Source organism: Paraburkholderia sp. DHOC27 (genome assembly GCF_003429005.1).
Taxonomy (GTDB): Bacteria; Pseudomonadota; Gammaproteobacteria; order Burkholderiales; family Burkholderiaceae; genus Paraburkholderia.
On record NZ_QVQV01000003.1, the window covers coordinates 25,312 to 48,081 of the forward strand.

The 22,770-nt window shown below is 64.2% G+C and carries 22 protein-coding genes; 10 read left to right on the forward strand and 12 right to left on the reverse strand.

What is annotated here, in order from left to right; all coding sequences use genetic code 11:
* Positions 1 to 29: 29 nt before the first annotated feature.
* Together D0B32_RS12055 and D0B32_RS12060 are read right to left on the reverse strand one after the other, a co-directional pair.
* Positions 30 to 1,331, reverse strand: a complete 1,302-nt coding sequence (locus D0B32_RS12055; RefSeq protein ID WP_117334223.1) for an ATP-binding protein — start codon at positions 1,329 to 1,331, stop codon at positions 30 to 32.
* Positions 1,332 to 1,335: 4 nt separating this feature from the next.
* Positions 1,336 to 1,998, reverse strand: a complete 663-nt coding sequence (locus D0B32_RS12060) for a response regulator (protein WP_117334224.1) — start codon at positions 1,996 to 1,998, stop codon at positions 1,336 to 1,338.
* Positions 1,999 to 2,546: 548 nt separating this feature from the next.
* Here D0B32_RS12060 and dacB point away from each other — a divergent pair.
* The 3 genes from dacB (at position 2,547) to D0B32_RS12075 (ending at position 6,548) form a co-directional block, all read left to right on the forward strand.
* Positions 2,547 to 4,064, forward strand: a complete 1,518-nt coding sequence (gene dacB / locus D0B32_RS12065) for a D-alanyl-D-alanine carboxypeptidase/D-alanyl-D-alanine-endopeptidase (RefSeq protein ID WP_259295014.1) — start codon at positions 2,547 to 2,549, stop codon at positions 4,062 to 4,064.
* A gap of 194 nt (positions 4,065 to 4,258) precedes the next feature.
* Entirely contained in the window at positions 4,259 to 5,182 is a 924-nt protein-coding gene (locus D0B32_RS12070) for a sterol desaturase family protein (protein WP_117334226.1), read from the forward strand.
* A gap of 127 nt (positions 5,183 to 5,309) precedes the next feature.
* Positions 5,310 to 6,548, forward strand: a complete 1,239-nt coding sequence (locus D0B32_RS12075) for an SGNH/GDSL hydrolase family protein (RefSeq protein WP_117334227.1) — start codon at positions 5,310 to 5,312, stop codon at positions 6,546 to 6,548.
* A gap of 299 nt (positions 6,549 to 6,847) precedes the next feature.
* Here D0B32_RS12075 and D0B32_RS12080 read toward each other — a convergent pair whose 3' ends face one another.
* The 9 genes from D0B32_RS12080 to D0B32_RS12125 all read right to left on the reverse strand — a co-directional run bounded on the left by D0B32_RS12080 (position 6,848) and on the right by D0B32_RS12125 (position 16,600).
* Positions 6,848 to 7,849: an L-threonylcarbamoyladenylate synthase gene (locus tag D0B32_RS12080; RefSeq protein WP_117334823.1), complete on the reverse strand. Its 1,002-nt coding sequence runs from the start codon at positions 7,847 to 7,849 to the stop codon at positions 6,848 to 6,850.
* A 183-nt stretch (positions 7,850 to 8,032) separates the two neighbouring features.
* Entirely contained in the window at positions 8,033 to 9,229 is a 1,197-nt protein-coding gene (locus D0B32_RS12085) for a 5-(carboxyamino)imidazole ribonucleotide synthase (protein WP_117334228.1), read from the reverse strand.
* Between the two features lie 127 nt (positions 9,230 to 9,356).
* Positions 9,357 to 9,884 (reverse strand): 5-(carboxyamino)imidazole ribonucleotide mutase, encoded by a 528-nt coding sequence (purE, locus tag D0B32_RS12090; RefSeq protein WP_117334229.1) that lies wholly within the window; start codon positions 9,882 to 9,884, stop codon positions 9,357 to 9,359.
* 209 nt (positions 9,885 to 10,093) lie between these two features.
* A complete protein-coding gene (locus D0B32_RS12095) occupies positions 10,094 to 10,984 on the reverse strand; it encodes a phosphoribosylaminoimidazolesuccinocarboxamide synthase (protein WP_117334230.1) in 891 nt (296 codons plus the stop codon).
* Positions 10,985 to 11,120: 136 nt separating this feature from the next.
* The gene (fba, locus tag D0B32_RS12100; protein ID WP_117334231.1) at positions 11,121 to 12,185 is read right to left on the reverse strand and encodes a class II fructose-bisphosphate aldolase; all 1,065 of its coding nucleotides are present in this window, start codon (positions 12,183 to 12,185) and stop codon (positions 11,121 to 11,123) included.
* A 191-nt stretch (positions 12,186 to 12,376) separates the two neighbouring features.
* On the reverse strand, positions 12,377 to 13,813 hold the full coding sequence (gene pyk, locus D0B32_RS12110) for a pyruvate kinase (RefSeq protein ID WP_117334233.1): 1,437 nt from the start codon (positions 13,811 to 13,813) through the stop codon (positions 12,377 to 12,379).
* Between the two features lie 250 nt (positions 13,814 to 14,063).
* Entirely contained in the window at positions 14,064 to 15,257 is a 1,194-nt protein-coding gene (locus tag D0B32_RS12115; protein WP_117334234.1) for a phosphoglycerate kinase, read from the reverse strand.
* Positions 15,258 to 15,533: 276 nt separating this feature from the next.
* Entirely contained in the window at positions 15,534 to 15,857 is a 324-nt protein-coding gene (locus D0B32_RS12120) for an AzlD domain-containing protein (RefSeq protein ID WP_117334235.1), read from the reverse strand.
* Positions 15,854 to 16,600 (reverse strand): AzlC family ABC transporter permease, encoded by a 747-nt coding sequence (locus tag D0B32_RS12125; RefSeq protein WP_117334236.1) that lies wholly within the window; start codon positions 16,598 to 16,600, stop codon positions 15,854 to 15,856. The genes D0B32_RS12120 and D0B32_RS12125 overlap by 4 nt, the downstream gene beginning before the upstream one ends.
* Before the next feature lie 236 nt (positions 16,601 to 16,836).
* Between D0B32_RS12125 and D0B32_RS12130 the strand changes: the two genes are divergently transcribed.
* The 7 genes from D0B32_RS12130 (at position 16,837) to moaC (ending at position 22,207) form a co-directional block, all read left to right on the forward strand.
* Entirely contained in the window at positions 16,837 to 17,760 is a 924-nt protein-coding gene (locus D0B32_RS12130; protein ID WP_117334237.1) for a branched-chain amino acid transaminase, read from the forward strand.
* Positions 17,761 to 17,825: 65 nt separating this feature from the next.
* Positions 17,826 to 18,020 carry a zinc-finger domain-containing protein gene (locus tag D0B32_RS12135; protein WP_074263449.1) on the forward strand — a complete coding sequence of 65 codons (195 nt, stop codon included), beginning with the start codon at positions 17,826 to 17,828 and terminating at the stop codon, positions 18,018 to 18,020.
* 225 nt (positions 18,021 to 18,245) lie between these two features.
* Positions 18,246 to 19,271, forward strand: a complete 1,026-nt coding sequence (gene waaF / locus D0B32_RS12140) for a lipopolysaccharide heptosyltransferase II (protein ID WP_117334238.1) — start codon at positions 18,246 to 18,248, stop codon at positions 19,269 to 19,271.
* A gap of 139 nt (positions 19,272 to 19,410) precedes the next feature.
* Positions 19,411 to 19,857 carry a nuclear transport factor 2 family protein gene (locus D0B32_RS12145; RefSeq protein ID WP_117334239.1) on the forward strand — a complete coding sequence of 149 codons (447 nt, stop codon included), beginning with the start codon at positions 19,411 to 19,413 and terminating at the stop codon, positions 19,855 to 19,857.
* A gap of 39 nt (positions 19,858 to 19,896) precedes the next feature.
* On the forward strand, positions 19,897 to 20,994 hold the full coding sequence (locus D0B32_RS12150; protein ID WP_117334240.1) for a hydrolase: 1,098 nt from the start codon (positions 19,897 to 19,899) through the stop codon (positions 20,992 to 20,994).
* A complete protein-coding gene (locus D0B32_RS12155; protein ID WP_117334241.1) occupies positions 20,987 to 21,574 on the forward strand; it encodes a DUF2946 family protein in 588 nt (195 codons plus the stop codon). Before D0B32_RS12150 ends, D0B32_RS12155 begins: the two co-directional genes overlap by 8 nt.
* Before the next feature lie 153 nt (positions 21,575 to 21,727).
* Positions 21,728 to 22,207 carry a cyclic pyranopterin monophosphate synthase MoaC gene (gene moaC / locus D0B32_RS12160; RefSeq protein ID WP_117334242.1) on the forward strand — a complete coding sequence of 160 codons (480 nt, stop codon included), beginning with the start codon at positions 21,728 to 21,730 and terminating at the stop codon, positions 22,205 to 22,207.
* Between the two features lie 150 nt (positions 22,208 to 22,357).
* Here the strand turns inward: moaC and D0B32_RS12165 are convergent, their stop codons facing one another.
* Positions 22,358 to 22,627 (reverse strand): hypothetical protein, encoded by a 270-nt coding sequence (locus D0B32_RS12165; RefSeq protein WP_117334243.1) that lies wholly within the window; start codon positions 22,625 to 22,627, stop codon positions 22,358 to 22,360.
* Between the last annotated feature and the right edge of the window lie 143 nt (positions 22,628 to 22,770).

The following is a 22,770-nucleotide window of genomic DNA, read 5'->3' on the forward strand; positions in this document are numbered from 1 at the left end:
CAGCCAGGCGCAGCGCTGCGCGGCACGGCTTAAAACCGCACGCTGACCAGCAGGCCACCGGCCGGCGCGTCGTCGAGCGTGACTCGTGCGCCGTGTTGCAGCGCGATCCGGCGCACGATGGCGAGCCCCAGCCCGCTGCCGGCAATGTCCGTGCGCACCCGATCCGCGCTGGGTCCGGCGCGGTAGAAGCGGTCGAACACGCGCTCGCGCTCGGCGAGCGGCACACCGGGTCCGCTGTCGGCGATACGCACGACCGGATGACCGTCTTCGACCACGAGACTCACGTCGACGCGTCCACCGGACGGCGTGTATTTCGCGGCGTTATCGACGAGATTGTTGAACATCACGCGCAAGGCTTCGGCATTGCCGGTGACGCTTGCCGCGTCGTTGCGCTCGATGCCGAGATCGATGCCGCGTTGCTGTGCAAGCGGCGCGTAAGTCAGCACGCAATCTTCGAGCAGCGCGTGCAGATCGATGCTCGTCGTTTCGGTCTGGCCGTCCGGTTCGGAGCGCGCCAGCGCCAGTAGTTGCTCGGCAAGGCGAGTGGCCCGCGTGACGCCGGCTTGCAGGTCCGCCAGCGCTTCACGGCGAGTGACGTCGTCGTTGGCACGTGCCACCAGTTGCGTCTGGATCTGCACCGCGGCGAGTGGCGTGCGCAGTTCGTGCGCGGCGTCGGCGACGAAGGCTTTCTGCGTATCGAGCGCGGTGGCGAGGCGCGCCAGCAGGCCATTCAACGCGCGCACCAGCGGCTGCACTTCGAGCGGCAGACGCGTGTCGGGCAATGCATCGAGCGCTTCCGGATGTCGTGCGTCGAGCGCACCCGTCACGCGGCGCAACGGTTTGAGTCCACGGCCGACGATGATCCAGACCGCGAGGCCCAGCAGCGGCAACAGCACGATCAACGGCCACAACGTGCGTAGCGCGACGTTCGCCGCGAGGCGATTGCGTACTGACACCGGCTGCGCAAGCTGCACGACGTTATCGCCGACGATCGCGCCATACACGCGCCAGTCGCCGCGATCGGTGTGCTCGGTCGAGAAGCCCAGTTCCGCACGTGGCGCGAGCGGCGCACGCGGCCGCGAGTAGTACATCAACGTGCCGTTGCGATTCCAGATTTGCAGCACGATGCCTTCGTCGCCGGTATCGCGTGAGCCGAGCACCTGCGAAAAGGATTCCGATGGCAACGCCTCGGCGATTTCCTGCAACTGGTAATCGAACAGTTCGTTGGCTTCGGCGAGCGCCTGACGGTAGATAAGCCAGCCGGCAATGCCGACGCCGAGCAACACGATGGCCAGCAGCCAGAACAGCAATTGACGGCGAATGGAACGCATCGATTCAGGCGTCCTTCGCGATCATGTAGCCAAGGCCCCGCACGTTGCGGATCAGATCCGCGCCGAGTTTTTTGCGCAACGCGTGGATGTAGACCTCCACGGTATTGCTGCCAATCTCCTCGCCCCAGCCATACATTTTTTCTTCGAGTTGACTCTTCGACAACACCGCGCCGGGCCGCGCGAGCAGCGCCTCGAGCAGCGCGAATTCACGCGCTGACAGCGCGACCGGCGCACCGGCCAGTGTGACCTGATGCGAAGCGGGATCGAGCGTGAGCGTGCCGTGGCGGATGGTCGAATCGCTGCGGCCGGACTGGCGGCGGATCAGCGCACGCATGCGGGCGCCGAGTTCGTCGAGATCGAACGGCTTGACGAGGTAATCGTCGGCGCCGGCGTCGAGACCTTTGACGCGGTCGGCCACCGCGTCGCGCGCCGTCACGATCAGCACGGGCAACGTGTGACCGCGCGAGCGCAACGCGCGCAACACGTCCAGACCGTCACGCTTGGGCAGCCCGAGATCGAGCAACACCAGATCGTAAGGTTCGCCCGACGCCGCGCTCAGCGCCGCCTCACCGTCCTCGACCCAGTCGACGGCAAAGCCTTCGCCGCGCAGCGCCTTGCGCACGCCTTCGGCAATCATCCGGTCGTCTTCGACTAGCAATATGCGCATGGCTCTACGATTCCGAAACAATCATGATGCCGCATTCTAGCGCCCGAACCGGCATGGGCGCGCCTGCCTGTGGTGCCCCACCGCCGTTGCCATGAGGTCCGCGTCGACATTGGGGCAAATTCGACGCACGGACGCGGCATATCTCTACAATGAGCGCTTTGCGTGGCGCGCCGCGCGGTTTCGACCGCTGCGGCCAGCGCGCAAGCCGGATACTCGAACAGGGGATTGCCTGCAGGCCCGTCCTGACGTGCGGCACAAACGCCGCCGCACGTTCGCCGCGCGCCTGCGCACCCCGAACATTGAAAAAGTACGATGCCGCCGCTTGTGCCATTCCTGCTGGCCGGGCCGGTCGTGCCGTCTTTTAGCCGTTACTTTTGCTTTTTTGCCCGTACATGACGCACGCCTTTCTGTCTGCCCTGCTCCGTCGCCACACCGTACATCCCGTACGCGCCGATTCGTCCAGATCGCCAAGATCGTCCACCCAGTCCGTTCCATCGGATTCATCCGTGAGCCGTACGCGTCCCGCCTTGCAAGGCTTGGTTCGCCCAATGGCCGTGATGCTGGCGTGCACGGCATTTGCCTTCGCCGCGCCTGCGCAGGCGCGCGTCAAGGCGACGCATCCCGCAGTCAGCGTCAGTACCGTGTTGCCGCCTACCGTGATGGCTGGTCTCGCGCGCGCCCACGTGCCCTTGTCGGCCATCAGCGTGGTGGTGGAGAAAGTGGGCGATCGCACGCCCATCGTCGCGCTCAACGCCGGGCAGCCGATGATGCCCGCCTCGACGATGAAGCTCGTCACGACCTACGCCGGTCTTTCGATCCTCGGCCCTGACTACCGCTGGCGCACCAGCGCCTACGCGGATGGCAACCTCGACGCGAACGGCATCCTGCACGGCAATCTGTACATCCAGGGCACCGGCGACCCGAAACTCGTCCCGGAAGAATTGATCGACCTCGTGCAGAAGATCCGCAAGGCGGGCATCAACGGCATTGACGGCGCGCTGGTGCTCGACAAGCGTTTCTTCGATCCGTCGACGCGCGATCTGCCCGCCTTCGACGACGACGCCAATGCGCCGTACAACGTCGGCCCCGATCCGCTGCTGTACGCTTTCAAGTCGCTGTCGTTCACCATGACGCCGGCGCCCGACGGCAGCGTGGCCGTCGACGTGATCCCCGCCCTCTCGCAATTGCAGATCGACAACCAGTTGCACGCCACGCGCGGCCCCTGCCGCGGCGAACTGCCCACGCCTGCCGTGACGCCGCAAGCGAACGGCATGGTCGTCGCAGCGTTTGGCGGCGACTATCCCGAACGCTGCGGCCCGCGCACGCTGAACGTCGCGGTCCTCGACCACACGACATTTTTTGCGGGCGGTTTTCTCGCGCTGTGGCAGCAGACCGGCGGCACTTTCGCCGGCACCACGCATGAAGGCGCAGTGCCGCTCAGCGCACGCCTCGTGGCTACTCACGACGGGCCGATGCTGTCGGACATCGTTCACGACATCAACAAGTTCAGCAACAACACGATGGCGCGCAATCTGTTCCTGACCATCGGCGCGGTCACCAGCAAGCCGCCCGCTACGCCGGCAAAATCGGCGCATGCGATCGAAGCGTTTTTGCAGAAGAGCGGCCTGAACATGGAGTATCTGTCGCTCGACAACGGCTCCGGTCTGTCGCGCGACGAGCACATCACGGCGCTCTCACTCGCCGACCTGTTGCAGGCGGCCAATGCCAGCCCGGTCGCCCAGGTGTTCGTCGATTCGCTGCCGGTGGCCGGCGTGGATGGCACCATGCGCAACCGGCTCACGTCGCAGCCCGTGGGCGGCAACGCGCACATCAAGACCGGCACGTTGCGCGACGTGCGCGCCATTGCGGGCTACGTGGCGTCCGCGGACGGCGTCAGCTACATAGTGGTCAGCATCATCAACGATCCGCATTCCGAAGCAGCGCGCGCCGCACACGATGCGCTGCTCGAATGGATCTACCAGGGTCCCTCCCAACCCATCCAGGAGGTCGAACCCGAGCCGCGCGCCAAGCCCAGGAAAAACCCGCACAAGCGCTCCCAGCATTGAGGAATCCTTCTAGCGAAGGCATGCGCGGCGCGCCTCGGACCGTGTACGCTTGCGGACAGAGTTTGAAGCGCTCCTCGACGTCAGACAGACGCGCGCACGCAGCCGACCGGTAAAAACGGCGCGCTGCCTCAAACAAAAACGACAACGTCCGCCGCGGCAACCGCGACGGACTGGGACCACGGAGGAAGACGGACATGCAATTCGATGCCGAATTGCTGCTGCTCGCCATGGCGCCGGTCTTCCTCGCATGCATTGGTTGGGAGGCGTGGCACCTGCATCGCACGCGCCCCGCCGCGCGCTTTTATACATGGCGCGACACGCTGTGCAACACGGCGCTCGCGCTCATGCAGCAGGCCGCCGACAAACTCGCGTGGCTCGCCATCATTCCCGTGTACGCCTATTGCTATGCGCATTGGCGCATCTATACGTGGCCCGCGGGCTGGCTCTCGTTCGCCGTGCTGTTCGTCGCGCAGGACCTGCTCTATTACGTGTTTCATCGTTGCAGCCATCGGGTGCGCTGGCTGTGGGCCGCGCACGTGGTGCATCACTCGTCGGAGCGGATGAATTTCTCCACCGCGTTTCGCCAGAGCCTGATGTATCCGGTTGCCGGCATGTGGGTGTTCTGGATTCCTCTGGCGGTGCTCGGATTTCCGCCCAAGGAGATCGTCGGCATCGTGCTGATCAACCTCGGCTTTCAGTTCTTCGTGCATACCCAGGTGATCGGCAAGCTCGGCTGGGTCGAGTACGTGTTCAACACGCCATCCATCCATCGGGTGCATCACGCGCGCAACGAGCGCTACCTCGATCGCAACTATGCGGGCGTGCTGGTGATCTGGGATCGCCTGTTCGGCAGCTTCGTGGAAGAGGATCCGCACGATGCGCCGGTCTACGGCATCGTCGAGCCGCTGCACACGTATAACCCGCTAAAGGCAACGTTCCACGAATGGGCGTCGATGGGCGCCGACGTGGTCCGCGTGCGCGGCTGGCGCAACAAGCTGCGCGCGCTGTTCGCGCCGCCCGCATGGGCAACCGCGTATCACGAGCAGCTTGCACGGGAGGGCACCGGGCAGCGCGCGGCGGCGGAAGTGCCTGGCAGTCCGTCTAAAAACGCTTTCTAGAAACAACAGTCGACGCTTAAACATCGCGCAAGGCTGAGAAGATTATGTAAGCTGTCGCTCGCTGCCCTCGCTGTGGGCGCGGCTTGCACCACGGCAAAAGGGCCACATACGAGGAGATGAAATCAATATGAAGCACCAGGGAATGAAACAGCGCGGTGTTCTGCGCATGACTCAAGTGGCGATTGCCAGCGCAGCGTTCGCGTTGCTTGCAGCGTGCGGCGGGGGAAGCGGCAACAATAATTCGAGCAGCACGCCGGCAGGCGGCGTGAATCTTCAGGTGGTGTCGTTCGGCGACAGTCTGTCGGACGTGGGCACGTACTCCCCGGTGATCGCCGCGGACTTCGGCGGTGGTCGCTTCACGACGAACCCGGGCGAAATCTGGACGCAAAAGGTTGCCGAATACTACGGCGGCACGCTGACCCCGGCGTATCAAGGCGGCTTCGGTGATCCGCTGGTCGCCACCGGCGGCTATGGCTACGCGCAGGGCGGCTCGGACGTGGTCAATCCTGAAGGTGAAGGCTGGGCGCCCGACAACCTCGCGGCGACGACCGTGCCGGTGGTCACCCAGGTCAGCAACTATCTGGCCGCGCATCAGAGCTTCAACTCGAACCAGTTGGTGCTGATCAACGGCGGCGCCAACGACATTTTCCAGTACGCGACTGACGCCAATCTGGCGGCGCTCGGCGCTGAACTGCAGACGGGATACCCGGCAGCCGTGAAGGCGGGTCTGGTGCCGAATACGCAGGCAGGCGAGGTGACGTTCATCGCAGGTTACCTGCAACAAACGAATAGCCCGATTTATCAGGCGGCTGTCGCGCTGGCGGGTCAGATCCAGACCATCGCCGGTTCGGGCGCGAAGCATATCGTGCTGATGACCATTCCGGACATCGGCCAGACGCCCCTCGGTGTGGCCGCCAACGCGCAGACGCCTGGCGCGGCTGCGTTGTTGACCGGCATCACGGCCGCGTACAACGGTATCCTCGAACAGGCTATCGCACCGCTGGCAACGTCCGGCACCGTGATCGTCGCTGATGCGTTCACGTGGCTCGACACCGTCGCACTGCCGAACGCCGCCGCCGAAGGCTTCACGGTCACCAACACGGGTACGGCGTGTAACCTGACGGCAATGGCCGCTAATGCTACGGCATACGCAACGGCGAACCCGTCCGTGACGCAAGGTCTGACGCCGCAGCAGTACGGCGCGCAGTTCGCGTCGTCGCTGTTCTGCTCGCCGCAGAACTACACGGTGGCCGGTGCCGATCAGACCTATATGTTCGCGGATACGGTCCACCCGAGCACGCATACGCACGCACTGTTCGCGCAGTACGTCGAGAAGACGATCGCGGCGACGGGATTGGGTAAGTGATTTAATGCAGCGCGGGCGGTGGGCTTGATTAGCTGCCGCTCATGCGCTGATGATGAGAAAGGCCCGGTGTGGTTTAGCTGGGCCTTTTTTCTTTGGCGGCGCGGGTGATCAAGGCGGGACGTTATGCGCTAGCTAGCGGTTAGCTGGTTGCCTGAAGGTGGCATCTCGCCTCTTGCCGCGGACCGTCGTGCGTCCTGCTGTTGCGCTTGAAACGCCGCAGCGGCCCACCTTGGCCGGTCATTCACCGCGAGCAACGAGTTCGCTGCAGGCAAACGGCTTCGTAGTGCTGGTCGCCGGCCCTACCCTTGCGCTTCAAACGCCGCCGCAGCGCGCCCAAGCCGGTCATTAACCGCGATCCATTCAATCGAATCGGGCAACTTTTCGATCAGGATACGCGTGACATTGGCGCGATCCAAAGCCCGCAACAAGCCGTACAACTCGCGCGCGTAAACATGCGGGTCTTCAGGCGCAGCGATGAAATGCACGCCTTCCGCTTCGGCCCACCGGCCGGCGCGTGAAACGCGGGCCACCAGCGCCACACGTTGGTTCGGTTCGCGCGCCGCCAGCATCGGCTCCAGCGCCTCGAACGGCAGCAACGCCAACGGCGTGCGCGGCGCGTAGTGTGCCTTGAGCGTGCCGGAGGCACGCGGCGCCGTGGCGTCCGAGCCGTCTGGCAGACGCGGCGCTTCGCCGAGCACCTCGGCAATATCCTGCGGCGTCACGCGCCCCGGGCGCAGCAGCGCAGGAAACCCACGCGACAGATCGAGAATGGTCGACTCGATGCCCACGTCCGATGAACCGCCGTCGAGCACATGAATCGTGCCGCCGAATTCGTCGCGCACATGCTGCGCGGTGGTCGGGCTGACGTGGCCAAAGCGGTTCGCCGACGGCGCAGCAACGCCGCCATGCCCACCGCGTCGCGCGCTGAATGCCGAGAGCAGCGCCTGAGCCACCGGATGCGACGGACAACGCAAGCCCACTGAACCCTGCCCGCCACTGACCGCCGCTGGAATATGCGCGGCGCGCTTGAGAATCAAGGTCAGCGGACCAGGCCAGAACGCGTCGATCAACCGTAATGCTTCGGGCGGCAGGTGCTCGACCCAGTAGCCAGGATCGCCATGCGGCGCGAGATGCACGATCACCGGATGATTCGCCGGGCGACCCTTCGCCGCGTAAATCCGCGCGACGGCATCCGGGCTTTGCGCGTCACCGCCCAGGCCGTAGACGGTTTCAGTGGGAAAGGCGACCAGTTCTCCCGCGTCGAGCAACGCAGCCGCGTGCTCGATGTGGGCGGCGCTCATCACCGGGCTAGGCGTGACGGCGGACGTCCCAGCGGCAACTTCCGACGGGCTGTGAACCGGGTTGTGAACATTGGTCTCACGCGAAGCGGCATCCACGCGCGCCACCTCTCCGGCTGAGGCTTCAGCAGGTTTCGACATGCTGCCCGGCGGTTTGCTTTGATCCGGCATGATGGCGCGTGCGTCTCAGCTCTTCAGGATGTGCAGCAGACGCGCACAATCCCGCGCGGCGGTACGCGCCTCGTCCAGCGTCACTGCGGTGAAGTTCACGTGACCCATCTTGCGGCCCGGACGTGCCTCCTCCTTGCCGTACAGATGCAGGCGCGCCGCCGGCATGGCTGCGACCTCGTGCCACGGCGGCGTGACGGCAGCGCGCTTGCCGCCGTCCGGGAACCACACGTCGCCGAGAATGTTCAGCATCACGGCCGGCGAGTGCTGGCGCGTGTCGCCGAGCGGCATGCCGGTCATGGCGCGAACCTGCTGTTCGAACTGGCTCGTGGCGCACGCATCGACCGTGTAGTGGCCGGAATTGTGCGGCCGGGGCGCCATTTCATTGGCCACCAGCGAACCGTCCTCGAGAATGAAAAACTCGACGCACAGTACGCCGACATAACCCAGCTTGTCCGCAATCTGCAGCGCGGCCTGTTGCGCCTGGCTGACGAGCGTCGCGCTCGCATCCGGCGCGGGGACGATGGTGTGCGAGAGCACGCCATCGCGATGGGTATTCTGCGCAAGCGGGTACACCACGGAGGAGCCGTTCGCGCCCCGCGCGATCAGCGCGGACACTTCGAACTTCAACGGCAGACGCTTTTCCAGCACGCACGCCACGCCACCGAGCGACGCATGCGCCTCGCGCACTTCTTCGGCGTTGCGCACGCTGATCTGGCCTTTGCCGTCGTAGCCGAGTCGCGCGGTCTTGAGAATGCCGGGCAGTACGGCGTCGATCTTGCCGTCCTCGAGCGCGGCGAGCGCGTCCGACGATTCGATCACCAGATGCGGCGCCACCGCGACACCCGACTCCGCAATAAAGCGCTTCTCGGCAATACGGTCCTGGGCGACAGCGACACAACGGCCGGCTGGGCTCACGAAGGTGGTGCGGGCCAGAAAGTCGAGGCTCGCTGCCGGCACGTTTTCGAACTCCGTCGACACCGCCGCGCACAGCCGCGCGAGTTCGGTCAACGAGGCTTCGTCGTCGTAAGCCGCGCGCAGGTGACGGTCCGCGACCGAGCCCGCCGGACTGGCTTCGTCCGGATCGAGCACGGCAACGCGATAACCCATTGCCTGGGCGGCAAAGCAGAACATGCGGCCGAGTTGGCCGCCACCGACCATGCCAAGCCATGCGCCGGGCAGAATCGGTGAAACCGGTGTGTTGTCTGGATTCATCTTAGTGGTCGGTCACGGCCGACACGCATGGAGGCGTGCCGCGCCGGGGTCAGGCAATGGACTTCGGGACTTCTGTTTCGGTACGGCTGTGCACGTGAAGACGCGCTGGCATCCGTCGCGTTTGCGCTTACAGCGGCGGCAACACCATTGCATGCGCGGCTTCGTTCTGCCGCACGCGGAACGCCGCGAGCTGATTGGCGTACTCGTTCGACGTCACGCTCAAAATCGACACCGCGAACAACGCAGCATTTGCCGCGCCTGCCTCACCAATCGCAAAGGTCGCAACCGGCACGCCCTTGGGCATCTGCACGATGGAATGCAGCGAATCGACGCCCTTCAGATATTTGCTCGCCGCCGGCACACCCAGCACGGGCACGGTGGTTTTCGCGGCCAGCATACCCGGCAGGTGCGCGGCGCCGCCCGCACCCGCGATGATGGCGCGCAGGCCGCGCTCGCGCGCGCCCTCGGCGTAGGCGAACATCTCGTCGGGCATCCGGTGCGCGGACACGACCTTCGCTTCGTACGGTACGCCGAATTCCTGCAGGATCGCAACGGCGTGCTTCATGACTTCCCAGTCGGAACTGGACCCCATCAACACACCGACGAGCGGTGCTGCATGCGTGTGTGCCTTCTGGGCGGACTGGACCTGACTCATCTTGCGGGCTTCCTTATCGCTGCTGTTGCGCTGCTATCGCGCTACTGTCGTGTTGCCTTGGTACTGCCTCAGGCGGCCTTGCGGCTACCTTGGTGCTGCTTCAATGCCGGGGCCGCTGCCGCGCCACCACCTGGTGCAGGTGCGGCGGCAGCCCGGCGCTGCCTTGATCGCGGGCTTTGCGGCCTGCTTCACGGAAACGTTGCCCGCCCTCAGGCGAGCTTTTCCCCAGTTAGACGCTCAAGTGCTTCCTGATACTTCGCGGCCGTCTTCGTGACCACTTCGTCCGGCAGCTTCGGCGCCGGCGGCTCTTTCTTCCACGGCTGGGTTTCCAGCCAGTCGCGCACGAACTGCTTGTCGAAGGACGGCGGATTGGTGCCGACCTGGTACTGGTCAGCCGGCCAGAAGCGCGAGGAATCGGCGGTGAGGGCTTCGTCCATCAGGTACAACTTGCCCTGATTGTCGAGGCCGAATTCAAACTTGGTGTCGGCGATGATGATGCCGCGCGTGGCCGCATACTCCGCCGCTTCCTTGTACAGCTTGATCGAGATGTCGCGGATCGTGGCCGACAGTTCGGTGCCGATGCGACGCTCCATGTCGTCGTACGTGATGTTCTCGTCGTGATGGCCCATTTCGGCCTTGGCGGCCGGCGTGAAGATGGGCTCGGGCAGCTTTTGCGCGTTTTGCAGGCCCGGCGGCAGCTCGACGCCGCACACGGCGCCGGTGGCCTGATAGTCTTTCCAGCCGCTGCCGGCCAGATAGCCGCGCACCACCGCCTCGACCAGGATCGGCTCGAGGCGCTTGACCACGACCGCGCGGCCCTTCACCTGCTCGGCTTCGTCTGCCGCCACTACCGACTCAGGCGCCACGCCCGTGAGGTGGTTCGGCACGATGTGCTTGAGCTTGTCGAACCAGAAATTGGCCATCTGGTTCAGCACGCGACCCTTGTTCGGAATCGGCTCGCCCATGATGACGTCGAACGCCGACAGACGGTCTGTCGTGACGATCAGCAACTGGTCATTGCCCACCGCGTAGTTGTCGCGGACCTTGCCGCGGCCAAGCAGCGGCAGCGAGCGGAGCGTGGATTCGTAGAGGGTAGACATCGTCGTAGTTCGCTAGAAATGAGGCAAAAATGAGACCGGAACAAAAGGGAAACGCCGTTCCCCCTATGATGCGGGAACGGCGAAGCGGACGGCAACCTGGCCGGATGGCCAGGTTCGTACTGCAATACAGCCCAGCTTAACGGACGACCTGCGCAAGCTCGCCCGACTTGTACTTCTCGGCAATTTTATCAAGCGGGACCGGCTTGATCTTGCCAGCCTGCCCTTCGCAGCCAAATTGCATGTAGCGCTGCAGGCAAATCTTCTTCGCGGCTTCGCGGGCCGGCTTCAGGTAATCGCGCGGATCGAACTTGCCCGGATTTTCCGCCATGTAGCGGCGGATCGCCCCGGTGATCGCCAGACGCAGGTCAGTGTCGATATTAACCTTGCGCACGCCGTGCTTGATGCCTTCCTGAATTTCCTCGACCGGCACGCCGTAGGTTTCCTTCATATCGCCGCCAAATTCGCGGATTTCCGCCAGCAACTCCTGCGGCACCGAAGACGAACCGTGCATCACGAGGTGCGTATTCGGAATGCGCCGGTGAATGTCCTTGATGCGCTGAATGGACAGAATATCGCCGGTGGGCTTCTTGCTGAACTTGTACGCGCCGTGTGACGTGCCGATGGCAATGGCGAGCGCGTCGCACTGCGTGAGCTTGACGAAGTCGGCGGCCTGCTCCGGATCGGTCAACAGTTGCTCGCGGGTCATCGTGCCTTCCGCGCCGTGGCCGTCTTCCTTGTCGCCCTTCATCGTTTCCAGCGAACCCAGCACGCCGAGTTCTGCTTCCACCGTGACGCCGATGGAATGCGCGGCTTCCACCACCTTGCGCGACACCTCGACGTTGTACTCGTACGACGCCACCGACTTGCCGTCCGCTTCCAGCGAGCCATCCATCATCACGCTGGAAAAACCGCTGCGGATCGCCGCCATGCACACTGCCGGCGACTGCCCGTGATCCTGATGCATCACGACCGGAATATGCGGATACGACTCCACGGCTGCTTCGATCAGATGACGCAAAAACGGCTCGCCCGCGTACTTCCGCGCGCCCGCCGAGGCCTGCATGATGACGGGGGCGTTGACCTGATCCGCCGCTGCCATGATGGCCTGCACCTGCTCCAGATTGTTCACGTTGAATGCCGGAAGCCCGTAGCCGTGTTCAGCGGCGTGGTCCAGCAGTTGACGCATTGATACGAGAGGCATGCATGTACTCCAAAGTTGAAACGAAACCTGTGCCGCCGGCATCTTTTTTCGATTCAATCGCGAAGCAGACCGCCACCCCTTGCGCATCCAGCCATCTGCGAGCCCGCAAGCTCGCGCTACTCACTGGTGCGTCGCCTCTCATGGAGCGTTCAACCTGCTTCGCCGTGCCGATCAAGCAGATTTGAAGCCGATCAATACGGTTCGCCCACCCGCACGATCTTCAGCGTGTTCGTTCCGCCGGCTGCGCCCATCGGCTCGCCGACCGTCAGCACGACCATGTCGCCGCGCGACGCATAGCCCTTGCTGACCACCGTCTCCAGCGCCTGCTGCAGCGCCGTGTCGCGGTCGCTGCTGCTGTCCAGATGCAGCGACGTGACATTGCGGTAGAGGGCCATGGCGCGCTCGCTGCTCACCCGCGGCGTGAGCGCGAAGATGGGTACGTGCGACCAGTGGCGCGACATCCACAGCGCGGTGGAACCCGACTCCGTCAACGCGACGATGGCCTTGGCGCCCAGGTGGAACGCGGTGAACAGCGCGCCCATGGCGATGGACTGGTCGATGCGCGTGAACGTGCGGTCGAGGAAATCCTTGTCCAGTTCGGACAGTTCCGACTTCTCCGCTTCCACGCAGATGGCAGCCATCGTTTCGATGGTCACCACCGGGTATTTGCCGGCCGCGGATTCCGCCGACAGCATCACCGCGTCCGTGCCGTCGAGCACGGCGTTGGCCACGTCCGACACTTCGGCGCGGGTCGGCACCGGCGCGTAGATCATGGACTCCATCATCTGCGTGGCCGTGATGACGAACTTGTTCGATTCACGCGCCATGCGGATCATGCGCTTTTGCAAGGCCGGCACCGCGGCATTGCCCACTTCCACGGCCAGGTCGCCACGCGCGACCATGATGCCGTCCGACGCGTCGAGAATGCCCTGCAGCGCCGGAATCGCTTCCGCGCGCTCGATCTTGGCGATCATCTTCGGCTTGATGCCGTACGGCGCGCCGGCGATGTTGGCGAGCTGACGGGCCATTTCCATGTCGGTGGCGTTCTTGGGGAACGATACCGCGACAAAATCCACGCCCAGCGACATGGCCGTGCGGATGTCTTCCATGTCCTTGGCGGTAAGCGCCGGCGCCGTGAGGCCGCCGCCCTGGCGGTTGATACCCTTGTTGTTCGACAGTTCGCCGCCGATCTTCACGGTGGTGTGGATCTCGCTGCCGAGCACACGCACCACGTTCAGCACGATCAGGCCGTCGTTGAGCAACAGCACGTCGCCCGGTTTCAGGTCGCGCGGCAGGTCCTTGTAGTCGAGGCCGACGCGGTCGTCGTTGCCGAGTTCGCATTCGGCGTCGAGGATGAACGCAGCGCCCGGCACGAGCGTGGTCTTGCCGTTTTCAAATTTGCCGACCCGGATCTTCGGGCCCTGCAGGTCAGCCATGATGGCAACTTCACGGCCTGCCTGGCGGGCCGCTTCGCGCACGAACTCGGCACGCTGGCGGTGATCGTCGGCCGTGCCGTGCGAGAAATTAAGGCGCACCACATCGAGTCCTGCCTGAATCATTTGCAGCAGGACTTCCGGCGTGCTGGATGCCGGGCCGATAGTGGCGACAATCTTGGTGGCGCGATGCATGAGTCTCCTCGTCTGGATGGGATCGCTGGAATGAGCGCTGCGAGTGGGGTGCGGAGGCTGCGCACCCAAAGGTGCTATGGGGAGTGGCGCGCCAGTTGAAACCGGCGTCGCTTTATGGGTGATGGCGGTGTTCGATACCGGCGCGTGAAGCGCCAGCGGCGGACGCGTTGCTTCGCTGACCTGAACCTTCGACGACGCTGGCTTCACCCGCGTCCTGCCAACTTTTGCCGATGAGGAGCGAGTGGCCACGTTATGCCCGCGATTCCAGGACTTCGACCGCCGGCAGCTTCTTGCCCTCGAGGAATTCGAGGAAAGCGCCGCCGCCCGTCGAGATGTAGCTGATCTTGTCCTGGATGTTGTACTTGGCAATGGCCGCGAGTGTGTCGCCGCCACCGGCAATCGAGAACGCCGGCGATTTCGCAATCGCGTCTGCCAGCGTCTTGGTGCCGTTGCCGAACTGGTCGAATTCGAACACGCCGACCGGACCGTTCCACACGATCGTGCCGGCTTTCTCGAGCTGCGCGGCGAGTGCCTTAGCGGTTTCCGGTCCGATGTCGAGGATCAGGTCGTCGTCCTGCACGTCCGCTACCGCCTTCACTTCGGCCTTCGCGGTGGGCGAAAACTCCTTGGCGGTGACGACGTCCGTCGGGATGGGCACCGACGCGCCGCGTGCCTTGGCCTGGTCGATGATGGCCTTCGCTTCGTTCACCAGATCGGCTTCGGCGAGCGACTTGCCGATCTTCAGACCGGCCGCCAGCATGAACGTGTTGGCGATGCCGCCGCCGACGATCAACTGATCGACCTTTTCGGCCAGCGACTTCAGGATGGTCAGCTTGGTGGACACCTTCGAACCGGCGACGATCGCCACCAGCGGACGCTTCGGTGCGCCGAGTGCGTTGCCGAGCGCGTCGAGTTCAGCGGCGAGCAGCGGGCCGGCGCAGGCCACGGGCGCGTACTTCGCGATGCCGTGGGTGGTGGCTTCGGCGCGGTGCGCCGTGCCGAACGCGTCGTTCACGTAGACGTCGCAGAGCTTGGCCATCTTCTGCGCGAGCTCATCGGAATCCTTCTTTTCGCCCTTGTTGACGCGGCAGTTTTCCAGCAGCACGACCTGGCCCGGCGCGACATTCACGCCGTTTTCCACCCAGTTCGCCACCAGTGGCACGTCGCGGCCAAGCAGCTCGCCGAGGCGCTTGCCGACCGGCGCGAGCGAGTCTTCCGGCTTGAAGTCGCCTTCAGTGGGACGGCCCAGATGCGAAGTGACCATGACCGCGGCGCCCGCCTCGAGCGCAGCCTTGATGGCCGGCACGGAAGCGCGGATACGGGTGTCTTCGGTGATGTTGCCTTGATCGTCCTGCGGCACGTTCAGATCGGCGCGGATGAATACGCGTTTGCCGGACAGTTTGCCTTCAGCGATCAGATCGGAGAGACGCAATACCTGGTTCATGGGCGTTTGTGTGCGGTTGTGTGGAAGGCGGTGACGGAGCGCGCGAACTGCCTCCGGCGAAGCGCGACCCGGCTAAGCACCGCCAGGGCTGCCCTTCGAACCGGCGCTAACGGCTTGAGCCGCCGCCTCGCGCAGCGTTCCGGGAGTCGAGTATTTTAACCGATCCCCACTGCGTCATGCCGCGCTTCAAGGCGAATGTCCCGTATTTGGGAGATACGTGTCGAAGCGGTGACACGCATGGGTTCGATGTTGCGACGCAACATTGCATAACACCGCTCAAAAGACGAGCCGTAAAGCGGTGAACACCAGCATGCCGACGACGATCGTGCCGAGCATCGTGCGCCGCCACAAGAACCAGCCGAGGCCGGCGAGCGTGCCGTAGAAGGCATGGTTGGACAGCCCGAACGACAGCCCGCTGGGCGTCATCAGCACATCCGGGAGAACGACGGCGATGAGCGCCGCGGCCGGCGCGTAGCGCAACATGCGCTGCACGCGCGCCGGCAATACCGTGCGCTCGCCGCCGATCAGGAACAGCGCCCGTGTCAGCGCCGTGACGAACATCATGCCGAAGATGGCGAGCCAGATTTGCGTGGAGGTCATGGGGAATCTCCGGCGCTGTTGCGGATGCGGCGCAGGTCGGCGCGCTCCACCAGCAGGTCGACGCCGCTGCCCGCAACGATTGCCATCACGACGGCGAGCGGCAAGGCGAGGCGGTACGGCAGGTCGAAGGCCAGCAGGGCCAGCACGCCGGCCACGCTCACAGCCACCAGCGTTGAGCGGCTGGTGATCGCGGAGACCATCACTGGAATCAGCGCCAGCGTGCCGGCCAGCGCGAGACCCCAGTTATCCGGAATCAGGCTCGCCAGCAGAATGCCGATGATCGACGAGACCTGCCAGGACAGCCAGCTCGCGATGGCCATGCCCCAGTAATACGATTCCTTGCCCGGCACGTAACCGGTCTGAAAGCTCTTGCGCTGAAACAGCAGGTAAATCACGTCGCCGTTGAAGTATCCGAGCACGATGCGACGCCACATGGACAGATACGAAAAGTGCGGCGCGAGGCCCGCGCTGAAAATCACAAACCGCGTATTGACCATCGCCGCGGTGAGCAGCACGGTCCAGACCGGCAATTTGGCGGAGAGCAGCGGCAGCACGGCCAGTTGCGACGAACCGGCGTAGCAGAGCAGCGACATGGTGAGCGCCTGCGGCAGCGTGAGCGCGGATTTGCTCATGGCAATGCCGGTGACGAGCCCCCAGGAGAAGATTGCCATCAGCGTGGGCGAATAATCGCGCACGCCTTCGCGGAAAGCTTGGCGGTCGAGTTCGGAGAGGCTACCAGGCATGAGACGAAAGCCGCTGGCCGCGACGGCATGGAGTCGGCGCCAGGTCGACGAACACCCGCTGGCGCATTCGGATGACTGTTTATTCGTGCGCGGAATTATAGCGTCCGGTATGCGGCCAAATGCCCGTTGCGTGTGCAAAAGACGTTAAAATGACGGACTTCGCCGCTTACCGGCCTGTTTGACGGCTGCCGTGGGCGGTGCGCACCACCTCACAACCGCACCCGCTGGAGAATCGTATGTCAATGGCCGACCGCGACGGCAAGATCTGGATGGATGGCAAGCTCATCGACTGGCGCGACGCCAAGATCCACGTGCTGACCCACACGCTGCACTACGGTATGGGCGTCTTCGAAGGCGTGCGCGCCTACAAGACGGCCGACGGCGGCACCTCGATCTTCCGCCTCCAGGAACACACCAAGCGTCTGCTGAATTCGGCCAAGATCTTCCAGATGGCCGTGCCGTTCGATCACGAAACGCTCGCCGCTGCGCAGCGCGAAGTGGTCCGCGAAAACAAGCTCGAATCCTGCTATCTGCGCCCGATCATCTGGGTGGGTTCGGAGAAGCTCGGCGTGTCGGCCAAGGGCAACACCATCCACGTGGCCATCGCGGCATGGCCGTGGGGCGCGTATCTGGGTGAAGACGGCCTCGCCAAGGGCATCCGCGTGAAGACCTCGTCGTTCACGCGCCATCACGTGAACGTCTCCATGGTGCGCGCCAAGGCGTCGGGCTGGTACGTCAACTCGATCCTCGCCAACCAGGAAGCCATTGCCGACGGCTACGACGAAGCGCTGCTGCTCGACGTGGACGGCTACGTGTCCGAAGGCTCGGGCGAAAACTTCTTCCTCGTGAACAACGGCAAGCTGTACACGCCCGACCTGTCGTCGTGCCTCGACGGCATCACGCGCGACACCGTCATCACGCTGGCAAAAGACGCCGGTATCGAAGTGATCGAAAAGCGCATCACGCGTGACGAGGTCTACACCTGCGACGAAGCCTTCTTCACCGGCACCGCTGCTGAAGTCACGCCGATCCGCGAACTCGATAACCGCACCATCGGCTCGGGCGCGCGCGGCCCGATCACGGAAAAGCTGCAAAGCGGCTTCTTCGACATCGTCAACGGCAAGAGCGCGAAATATGCGCACTGGCTGACCAAGGTTTAAATTACACACTCAAGCAGGCCGCCACGCGGCGCGCCTGCGCCCTGTCTCCACCGAGAAAGAGCCTCATGAGCGAAATCAAGGAAATGCCGCTGGTCGAACTGACGGCAAAAGACCTGCCCGCGTACTGTCCGAACCCGTCGATGGCGCGCTGGAGCGCCCATCCGCGCGTGTTCATCGACGTGACGCACGGGGAAGCGCGTTGCCCGTACTGCGGCACACGCTACAAGCTGCGCGACGGCGAAGTGGTCAAGGGTCACTAAAGCAGACCGGCGGTTTGCGCGGGCGGCCCTCGGGTAGCTATCCGGGCCGCGCGCGGCAAACCAACCGGCTCACTGAACCCGCGCGTCACGAGTCAGGCCGCAGCCGTCGCGGCAAGGTCGCATCTTGCAGCCTTGCGCGACGAATGTGGATGCCCCCTCTTTACAACCTGAACGTCGCACGCCTTGGCGTGCTGCGCTTTCTTTCGACATCGGAAACTCACCCTGATGCGTCGCGCGTTGGTTATCGCACCGAACTGGATCGGTGACGCATTGATGGCGCAGCCTTTGTTCTCGCGCCTCGTGAAACTGCATCCGCGTATCGCGATTGATGCGGTCGCGCCGTCGTGGGTCGCGCCTGTGCTCGAACGCATGCCCGAGATTCGTGACGTCTACGCCACCGATCTCGCGCACGGCAAGCTGCAGATGCTGCGCCGCTGGCAACTGGCAAGCGATCTGCGCGATGTCGGCTACGACGCTGCCTACGTGCTGCCGAATTCGCTGAAATCGGCGCTGATTCCGTGGCTCGCGAACATTCCCCTGCGCATCGGCTATACCGGCGAGAGCCGCTACGGTCTGCTGAACGTGCGGCATAACAATCCGCGCAAGGACGCGCGGGCGCCGATGGTCGGCCAGTACGCCGCCCTCGCCTACGCGCCCGGCGCCAAGGTGCCCGACGACCTGCCCATGCCGCGGCTGGATACGGACCTGAACGAGGCGTCGCGCGTGTCGGCACGCTTCAATCTGGACACGCGGGTGCCGCTGCTGGTGTTCTGCCCGGGCGCCGAGTACGGTCCGGCCAAGCGCTGGCCGCCCGAGCATTTCGCGGCGCTCGCACAGATGGTCGGCCAGTCGTTTCCGTACACGCAGATCGTCGCGCTGGGTTCCCCGAAGGACGCCCCGCTCGCCCAGGCTATCGCGGAACGCGCGCCGAACGTGCGCAATCTGTGCGGGCAAACCGCGCTCGGCGAGGCCTGCGCGCTGATCGCTCGTGCCAGCGCCGTGGTCACCAACGATTCCGGTCTGATGCACGTGGCAGCCGCGCTACGGCGCCCGCTCGTGGCGGTCTACGGCTCGACTGATCCGCGCCACACCCCGCCATTGTCCGAGCTTGCGAAGGTACAATGGCTGCATCTCGAATGCAGTCCCTGTTTTGAGCGCGAGTGCCCGCTCGGTCATCTGAACTGCCTGCGGCACCTGAGTGCCGAGCAGGTATTCGGCGACCTGCGCGGCATGCTGCTCGCGCAACGCTGAGCTGTCCAACACCGCCCGCCGCGCTGCCAGTGAGCCGCGCGGCGTCATCCCCGCGCCTTACGGAGCGGGCATCCTCGCGGTTGTTTCGCCGACTGCTGTCCCGCAACCGCGCGTGCCGCGCACAAGAGACTGACGAGCCATGCCACGTTTTGCCCACATCTTCGAAGCCGCTGCGGATACCCTCAACGCCTACTATCAGGCGGTCGCGGAGGTCAATATCGACAGTTTGATGGGCCTGTGGATCGACGAGGAGTTCGCCAGTTGCATCTGGGCCGACGGCTCGCATCTGCACGGGCTCGATAACATCCGTGCCGGTCTCTCCGTCCAACTGGAAGCCGCGCCGGTTTCGATCGAACCCATTGATATCCGCGTCTACGACAGCCTCGGCACCGTCGTCTACGCGATTGCCGAAGCGCACCGCCCGGCTGGCCGGACCGCCACGCCGCACATGGTCTTCACGACCTACGTGATGGTTCACGAGCGCGGCGAATGGAAGATCGCACATATTCACGCGAGTGCGATGCCGAACGAAGCGGCCAGCCAGTTTGCGGCGAAAATGCGTCATGGCCAAGGGTCATTGCACTGAGCCGAGGCTGCCCGTCTTACGTTTTCTCCGGTTGCAGGCATGAGCACGACGCACAACAAGACCGATTCCTCCGGCACCGCCCGCGTGGCTGCGGCAGTGGAAGCGAGCGTCGAAATGCTCTACCGGGCGCCACTCTGGCTGCCGAATAGCCACATCCAGACCATCGTCCCCGCCCTGTTCGCGCGCCTGCCCGCCGTGACTTACCGGCGCGAGCGCTGGGACACGCCGGATGGCGATTTCATCGAACTCGACTGGCTGGTGCATCAGGTGCCCGCGCGCGCGGGTACGGGCGCCAACGGTTCGGCGCATGCCCGCTGGGCCGAAACGCCCTCCGGCGACAAGCCGCTTTTCGTCCTGTTCCACGGCCTTGAAGGCAGTTCCGCCTCCCACTATGCCCGCGCCTTGATGGCTGCCGCCCACGAGTTGGGCTGGGACGGCGTCGTGCCGCACTTCCGTAGCTGTAGCGGCGCGCTGAACCTGCTGCCGCGCTTCTATCACCTGGCGGACAGCGACGAGGTGGACTGGGTGCTGCGGCGCCTGCGTGACATGCACCGCGGGCCGATCGTCGCCGCGGGGGTCTCGTTGGGTGGCAACGTGCTGCTGCGCTGGCTGGGCGAGCGTCGCGAGGATGCGTCGATCATCAACGCGGCGGCGGCGATTTCCGCGCCGCTCGATGTCCACGCCGGTGGCCGCGCGCTGTCGCAAGGCTTCAACAAGGTCTATACGCGCAGCTTTCTGAGAACACTCAAGGTGAAGGCGCTACAGAAGCTCGAACAGTATCCGGGCCTCTTCGACGCCCACGCGATGCTCGCGAGCCGTACCATGTATGAGTTCGACAATATCGTCACGGCGCCGCTGCACGGTTTTCGCGATACGGACGACTACTGGACGCGTGCCACCACCCGGCCGTTGCTGCCCGAGGTGACGGTGCCCACCCTCGTGCTCAACGCGCGCAACGATCCGTTCCTGCCGGCCACGGTGTTGCCGGCGCGGCACGAGGTGTCGGCGGCAATCGAGCTGGATCAGCCGCAGCATGGCGGGCACGTCGGCTTCATGACGGGGCCGTTTCCCGGGCGCATCGACTGGCTGTCGCGGCGCGTGTTGAATTACCTGAGGCCCTTCGTCGACCATGGATGACATCGTTCGCCAGGCGCTCGCCAAATGGCCCAACGTACCGCACTGCACCGGCTGGTTGCTGCTCGACCGGCGCGGCAATTGGCGCATGCGCGACGACGAGGCACAAGCGAGCGGCGCGCCAGGCGAACCGATCCGCCATACCGCGCTGCTTGCGTTTATCAACCGCAATTACGAGGCGGACGCGAGCGGTCAATGGTTCTTTCAGAACGGGCCGCAGCGCGTGTATGTGGAACTGGGTTATACGCCGTGGGTGGTGCGCCTTGCGGATTCGAACGGCGATGGACTTGCGTTGACCGATCAGGCGGGTCAACCGTTCGAACCGTCGACGGTGTACCTCGATGATGAAGGCGGCGTGCTGTTCGCGGATGCATCAACGCCGGCTCGCATTGCCGTGTTGCACGATCACGATCTCGATCTGTTCTCCGAACATGCCGACCTCGCTGATGACGGTGGTAGTGGGACGTTGCGGTGGCGCGCTGGAGTGACGCTGTCGCTGCAAGCCATCTCGCGTCAGGATGTGGCGGCGCGCTTTGGCTTTGTCGCCAGCCCGGCGCAGGTGGCGGCGGCTCGGAGCGAGTAAGCGCCTTTGTAGGCGGTTCAGTTCGGCGACATTGGGTCATGTGGGGCGATGTCGCCTCGGCGGGCATCGCGTCAATAGATCATCAGCAAGAGACCTCGACGCGGCGCCACCCGCCCCACTGTTAAGATACGCGCCCACACCAGGAGCTGCACCATGCCCGAACTCACGCATTTCGACGCCGCCGGACAGGCGCATATGGTGGACGTCGGCGGCAAGCAGGAAACGAAGCGCATCGCGATTGCGCGCGGTTCGATCCGCATGCTGCCCGCGACGTTCGCCCTGATCCGCGACGGTCACGCCAAGAAGGGCGACGTGATCGGCATCGCGCGCATTGCCGCGATTCAAGGCGCCAAACGCACCGCCGATCTGATTCCTCTATGCCACCCGCTCGCGCTGACCCGCGTAGCGGTCGAGTTCGAACTCGATGAGAAGCTGCCGGGTGTGCATTGCACGGTGCAAGTCGAGACGTTGGGGCGCACGGGCGTCGAGATGGAAGCGCTCACCGCTGTGCAGGTTGGATTGCTCACCGTCTATGACATGTGCAAGGCGGTGGATCGGGGAATGACCATCACCGATGTGACGGTGCTTGAAAAGCACGGCGGGAAGTCGGGGGATTGGGTGGCGGAGGGTTGAGAGATTGGTTGGTTAAAACGATCTCTCACGGCTCCGGCCAACATCACCGCTTGAAGATCTTCAAGCGGTACTAATGATCATCGACCATAGCGTTAGCGCGAAACTCAGGCCGAACGGTTCACCCGTAATCCGGCAGTTAGTGGCTCAGTTTCAATACGAAGGATAGACGGTTCCTTCCTGGCCTGTGTACGGATTCACGTTTCCTTTGGATGACCAATTGTCGTACTGGGTGTCGTTCGGGTTTGTCTGGTAATGCCCCTCGACATAGGTCCCGTTGTTGCGTGTGTATCCCTGCACGTAGTGTTCGCCGCTGCTACCTGAGTAGTAGTTGCGCTCCTCGCCGCCGTAGCGATCGCCACGGGCAAACGCAACTGAGGAAATCACGCAAAGGCAAACAACGACAATCGCTCTGGTTTTCATATTGGTTTTCTTCGAAGGTGAGTTTGAATCATCGCCAGCTTTCTTTTAGATGGGTTGCTGACGGCTTGCGATTCTATAACTGCACCTCGAGTAAAAACCGAGCGAAAGATACCTCAATTGACTTGTGTCAGATGGGTTCGCAT

Bases quoted from the DNA above. Each gene is read 5' to 3' on its own strand.
- D0B32_RS12055 (WP_117334223.1), bottom strand. From the start codon at position 1,331: ATGCGTTCCATTCGCCGTCAATTGCTGTTCTGGCTGCTGGCCATCGTG.
- D0B32_RS12060 (WP_117334224.1), bottom strand. From the start codon at position 1,998: ATGCGCATATTGCTAGTCGAAGACGACCGGATGATTGCCGAAGGCGTG.
- dacB (WP_259295014.1), top strand. From the start codon at position 2,547: ATGGCCGTGATGCTGGCGTGCACGGCATTTGCCTTCGCCGCGCCTGCG.
- D0B32_RS12070 (WP_117334226.1), top strand. From the start codon at position 4,259: ATGCAATTCGATGCCGAATTGCTGCTGCTCGCCATGGCGCCGGTCTTC.
- D0B32_RS12075 (WP_117334227.1), top strand. From the start codon at position 5,310: ATGAAGCACCAGGGAATGAAACAGCGCGGTGTTCTGCGCATGACTCAA.
- D0B32_RS12080 (WP_117334823.1), bottom strand. From the start codon at position 7,849: ATGAGCGCCGCCCACATCGAGCACGCGGCTGCGTTGCTCGACGCGGGA.
- D0B32_RS12085 (WP_117334228.1), bottom strand. From the start codon at position 9,229: ATGAATCCAGACAACACACCGGTTTCACCGATTCTGCCCGGCGCATGG.
- purE (WP_117334229.1), bottom strand. From the start codon at position 9,884: ATGAGTCAGGTCCAGTCCGCCCAGAAGGCACACACGCATGCAGCACCG.
- D0B32_RS12095 (WP_117334230.1), bottom strand. From the start codon at position 10,984: ATGTCTACCCTCTACGAATCCACGCTCCGCTCGCTGCCGCTGCTTGGC.
- fba (WP_117334231.1), bottom strand. From the start codon at position 12,185: ATGCCTCTCGTATCAATGCGTCAACTGCTGGACCACGCCGCTGAACAC.
- pyk (WP_117334233.1), bottom strand. From the start codon at position 13,813: ATGCATCGCGCCACCAAGATTGTCGCCACTATCGGCCCGGCATCCAGC.
- D0B32_RS12115 (WP_117334234.1), bottom strand. From the start codon at position 15,257: ATGAACCAGGTATTGCGTCTCTCCGATCTGATCGCTGAAGGCAAACTG.
- D0B32_RS12120 (WP_117334235.1), bottom strand. From the start codon at position 15,857: ATGACCTCCACGCAAATCTGGCTCGCCATCTTCGGCATGATGTTCGTC.
- D0B32_RS12125 (WP_117334236.1), bottom strand. From the start codon at position 16,600: ATGCCTGGTAGCCTCTCCGAACTCGACCGCCAAGCTTTCCGCGAAGGC.
- D0B32_RS12130 (WP_117334237.1), top strand. From the start codon at position 16,837: ATGTCAATGGCCGACCGCGACGGCAAGATCTGGATGGATGGCAAGCTC.
- D0B32_RS12135 (WP_074263449.1), top strand. From the start codon at position 17,826: ATGAGCGAAATCAAGGAAATGCCGCTGGTCGAACTGACGGCAAAAGAC.
- waaF (WP_117334238.1), top strand. From the start codon at position 18,246: ATGCGTCGCGCGTTGGTTATCGCACCGAACTGGATCGGTGACGCATTG.
- D0B32_RS12145 (WP_117334239.1), top strand. From the start codon at position 19,411: ATGCCACGTTTTGCCCACATCTTCGAAGCCGCTGCGGATACCCTCAAC.
- D0B32_RS12150 (WP_117334240.1), top strand. From the start codon at position 19,897: ATGAGCACGACGCACAACAAGACCGATTCCTCCGGCACCGCCCGCGTG.
- D0B32_RS12155 (WP_117334241.1), top strand. From the start codon at position 20,987: ATGGATGACATCGTTCGCCAGGCGCTCGCCAAATGGCCCAACGTACCG.
- moaC (WP_117334242.1), top strand. From the start codon at position 21,728: ATGCCCGAACTCACGCATTTCGACGCCGCCGGACAGGCGCATATGGTG.
- D0B32_RS12165 (WP_117334243.1), bottom strand. From the start codon at position 22,627: ATGAAAACCAGAGCGATTGTCGTTGTTTGCCTTTGCGTGATTTCCTCA.